Raw genomic sequence first — 3,974 nt, forward strand, 5'->3', positions numbered from 1 at the left:
TCTCCTCTGTCTATGGCTGATACTGCTTTCTTCCGTAAATCTATGCTGTAAGCTGCTGTCATTTTCGTTTCTTTTTCTGTCTCTTCTGTTTCAATTTTATGTCCTATCTTAACCTTACTTTGCTATATTTTTTACTTTTACCTTTTTGCTTTTTGCTTTTTCCTTGCTTAACGCTTGTATTTTAAACATTTATTCAAAAAACAAAAAATTATGCCTCATAGTTTAGTTGTTAATTTTATGCCGAAAACGCCGATTTATCCTGAATACCTAACAGGACGGCATATCCACGCACTTTTTTTGACCTTAGTTAGCTCTGTCGATAAAGAATTAGGCGATCGCCTGCATGGTGAGAAAGCGAATAAAGGCTTTGGGTTGAGTCCGATTTTGGTGATGGGTAATGGGTCATTGGTAATGGGTAATGGGTCATCGGTAATAGGTAAGCCAAAGCCAAAAACAAGATCCCAATCACCAATCACCAATCACCAATCACCCAATTACCAATCACTAATTACTAATTACCAATTACCAATCCCCCCTTCAACCCCCTGCTGGTGGCGCATCTCTCTGTTAGATGAAGTTCTCTTTAGCAAACTCACAGGGCTTTGGCTAAATCTCAATCCCGATCGCGCTTTTCATCTCGGTTCCGCCGACCTCTATATCACTGGTATCCTCGGCACGCCTCAATCGAGCCAACCTTGGTCAAACTTCGCCACCTATCAACAAATCTACGATCGCGCCTCAGATAGCGAAAAAACGATCGCCTTTCATCTCGCCACCCCCACCGCCTTCCGTCAAGGCAAATACGATTCGCCATTACCCACCCGCGACAACGTATTTAATAGCCTATGCGATCGTTGGAATACCTACAGCGACATCCAAATCAATTCTGAAATTATCGAATATATCTTTCCCAGTCGTTTTGACATCAAAACAGAAGTAGTCAAAAACTATGATACCCACACCTTTATCGGCTGTGTTGGAGAGATCGGCTATCGGATTCTCGGTGATGCTTCGCCAGAGATCGTCAAACAGATTAATGCTCTAGCCGACTTTGCGATGTTTGCAGGAATTGGGAGAAAGACGACGATGGGGATGGGGATGGTTAGGCGGGTGATTGGTAATGGGTAATGGGTGATGGGTATGGGTAGACCTGATTTTGAGGATTTGGAGATTTATCGATTGGCGGAGAGTTTGGCTAGTGAGGTATGGAATATGGTGAGTTTGTGGGATCAGTTTGCTAAAGATACTGTGGGTAAACAAATTGTGCGTTCAGCAGATAGTGTTTGTGCAAACATTGCCGAAGGAAGAGGTCGAGGCAGTTTAAAAGACAATCAAAGATTTATCAGAATTGCACGAGGTTCGCTCTATGAAACAACCAGTTGGCTCAGACTAGCCTACCGTCGCAAACTACTAAACACCGAACAAGTCCAAAAACTAAAATCCATCCTAAACCCACTACTCCCAAAACTAAATGCCTACCTAAACTCCCTGACTCGATGAGAAGTAAACAGTAAAAACAATCACCAATCACCAATTACCAATTACCATCTAAAAACATGGAACCAATCCCCATCGCTGCTTTAAATCAATACGCCTACTGCCCCCATCGTTGCTGGCGCATGTTTTGTGCAGGAGAATTTGTCGAGAATCATTACACGATTGAAGGAACCGATCTGCATCAACGGGTGCATACGGTTGGCGAAAATCAACGAGAGGAAACTTGGCAAATCAGGGCAATCTGGCTGAAGTCAGAACGATATGGCTTGATCGGTAAATCCGATTTGATTGAGGAAGTTGATGGCAATCTCTATCCCATTGAATATAAACGTGGACATAAGGGCGAGTGGGATAACGACGCGATGCAAGTTGTGGCTCAAGCTCTCTGTCTAGAAGAGATGACAGGAAAAAGCATTACTAATGGCTATGTTTATTATGCTCAAACCCATCAAAGACAAGAAATTGAGATTACGGCTGAGTTACGAAATGAGGCGATCGCAGCAATTACGGAAATCTCGCAAATGATGGAAACTGGCAAAATGCCTCCTGCAATCTATGGCAACCGTTGCAAAGGATGCAGTCTGTTTACCCAGTGTGTACCAATGGCGAAGGAGAAAGTTGGGAGGTATAAAGAGAGCTAATTGGTGATTGGTAATTGGTAATTGGTTGATTTTGTCTTCTTAGCCAAGGTAGGTTCAAGGGGATGAGCGGTTGCAGGAATTTAGTCAGGGATTAGCAATTGTTCAATCACCAATTACCAATTACCAATCACCAATTACCAATCACCAATTACAAAAAACTATGGGAACTCTCTACATAACTCACGATGATTCATTTATTGGCAAGACTGATGAACGTTTGACGGTCAAAGCCGATAAGAAACAGTTAATTGATGTGCCACTGATCAAAATTGACGGGTTGGTAATCCTCGGTCGTGCCACGATTTCGCCTGCGGCTGTGATGGAACTGCTAGAGCGAAAAATACCGATGTCATTCATGACGGGAACGGGGCGCTTTCTTGGTCGTTTGGAACCTGAGCTAACTAAAAATATTTTCGTAAGGCGATCGCAGTGGGATGCAGCGGGAGAAAGTCCGAAGGCAATCCATATGGTGCAAGCCTTTGTGCGTGGCAAGTTAAAAAATTATCGTGCGTCATTAATGCGGCATCTGCGGGATTATCCTGATAATGACTTACAGAAAGCGATTGACGATCTCGAACGAGCGATCGATTCGCTCGCAGCGATTAAGGCGATCGCGAGTTTGCGTGGTGTGGAGGGGCATGGTAGTGCTGTCTATTGGCAAGCTTTTCCCAAATTAATTCGCGCCGACGGTTTTAGCTTCACAACCCGTAATCGCCGACCGCCGACCGATCCTGTGAATGCGATGTTAAGTTTTGGCTATTCCCTGCTACGTCATGATATTCAAGGAGCGCTAAATATTGTCGGTTTCGATCCCTATCTGGGCTATTTGCATACCGAGCGCTACGGTCGTCCTAGTCTTGCCCTCGACCTCATGGAAGAGTTTCGCCCCTTGATTGTCGATGCGATCGTGCTGTCGGCAATTAATCGCAAAGCGATCGCGCCCAAGGATTTTACTTCTGAGCCACTGAGCAAGGCAATTTCTCTATCTAATGAGGCAAGAAAAGTATTTTTGACGTTGTACGAGCAGAAGAAACAATCAAAATTTAAGCATCCTGTTATGGTTCGTCAATGTACTTATCAAGAGGCTTTTGAACTTCAGGCAAGATTGCTAGCTAAGTATCTAATGGATGAGACAGATAAGTATCCACCGTTGGTTTTGAAGTAGTTTTTTGGGATTGGTAATTGGTAATTGGTAATTGGGGATTAGAAGCTTCTTTTTGTTGTTAGCTTACCGATGACCCATTACCCATTACCAATGCCCCATTACCCATCCCCAAATTAATGTTCATAGTAATTTCCTACGATATCCCTGAAGACAACCGCCGTACTAAGATTCATAAGATCCTCAAATCCTATGGGCAATGGATGCAGTTTAGTGTGTTTGAGTGCGAATTAACCGATGCTCAATATGCAAGGTTGCGATCGCGCTTGAGTAAGTTGATTAAGCCTAGCGAAGACAGCATTCGATTTTACTTCCTATGTGGTTGCTGTCAGCCTAAAATAGAACGTATTGGTGGCGAACAGGTGCGAGACGACACAATATTTTTCGCTTGATTTTTAGTTCATGGTTTGCGCGAGTCGTTGGGTGTTTTTGAGGAATATATGCAATTGTTGGTAATAAATGTGTTAACTGGTATGAATCCCTAGAAAAAGTAAAAACGATATTAAACTAAAAAAACTCATTTTCTGTGATCACAAAAAATAGACATAAAAAACTCATTTTCTGTGATCACAAAAAATAGACATAAAAAATTCATTTTCTGTGATCACAAAAAATGAATTTATAGGGAGCTTACTTTTCTGACAGATATAAACTTTTTTAACTTGGGAGGAGCC

5 protein-coding genes are annotated in these 3,974 nt (G+C 42.7%); all 5 read left to right on the forward strand.

The features are described from left to right. The first annotated feature begins 210 nt into the window (after positions 1-210). The 5 genes from cas6 (at position 211) to cas2 (ending at position 3,692) form a co-directional block, all read left to right on the forward strand. Positions 211-1,128, forward strand: coding sequence for a CRISPR-associated endoribonuclease Cas6 (gene cas6, locus PseudUWO310_RS22500; protein WP_143190588.1), 918 nt, complete (start codon positions 211-213; stop codon positions 1,126-1,128). 12 nt (positions 1,129-1,140) lie between these two features. Then, positions 1,141-1,500, forward strand: a complete 360-nt coding sequence (locus PseudUWO310_RS22505; protein WP_143190589.1) for a four helix bundle protein — start codon at positions 1,141-1,143, stop codon at positions 1,498-1,500. 56 nt (positions 1,501-1,556) lie between these two features. Continuing rightward, positions 1,557-2,138: a CRISPR-associated protein Cas4 gene (gene cas4, locus PseudUWO310_RS22510; protein WP_143190590.1), complete on the forward strand. Its 582-nt coding sequence runs from the start codon at positions 1,557-1,559 to the stop codon at positions 2,136-2,138. Between the two features lie 160 nt (positions 2,139-2,298). Further along, positions 2,299-3,303, forward strand: coding sequence for a type I-D CRISPR-associated endonuclease Cas1d (gene cas1d, locus PseudUWO310_RS22515; RefSeq protein WP_143190592.1), 1,005 nt, complete (start codon positions 2,299-2,301; stop codon positions 3,301-3,303). A gap of 116 nt (positions 3,304-3,419) precedes the next feature. Continuing rightward, the gene (cas2, locus tag PseudUWO310_RS22520; protein WP_143190591.1) at positions 3,420-3,692 is read left to right on the forward strand and encodes a CRISPR-associated endonuclease Cas2; all 273 of its coding nucleotides are present in this window, start codon (positions 3,420-3,422) and stop codon (positions 3,690-3,692) included. The last annotated feature ends 282 nt before the right edge of the window (positions 3,693-3,974 follow it).

Origin of the sequence: Pseudanabaena sp. UWO310 (genome assembly GCF_006861605.1) — a bacterium.
Taxonomy (GTDB): domain Bacteria; phylum Cyanobacteriota; class Cyanobacteriia; order Pseudanabaenales; family Pseudanabaenaceae; genus Pseudanabaena.

Coding starts and splice junctions, on each gene's coding strand:
- cas6 (WP_143190588.1), top strand. CDS start 211: ATGCCTCATAGTTTAGTTGTTAATTTTATGCCGAAAACGCCGATTTAT.
- PseudUWO310_RS22505 (WP_143190589.1), top strand. CDS start 1,141: ATGGGTAGACCTGATTTTGAGGATTTGGAGATTTATCGATTGGCGGAG.
- cas4 (WP_143190590.1), top strand. CDS start 1,557: ATGGAACCAATCCCCATCGCTGCTTTAAATCAATACGCCTACTGCCCC.
- cas1d (WP_143190592.1), top strand. CDS start 2,299: ATGGGAACTCTCTACATAACTCACGATGATTCATTTATTGGCAAGACT.
- cas2 (WP_143190591.1), top strand. CDS start 3,420: ATGTTCATAGTAATTTCCTACGATATCCCTGAAGACAACCGCCGTACT.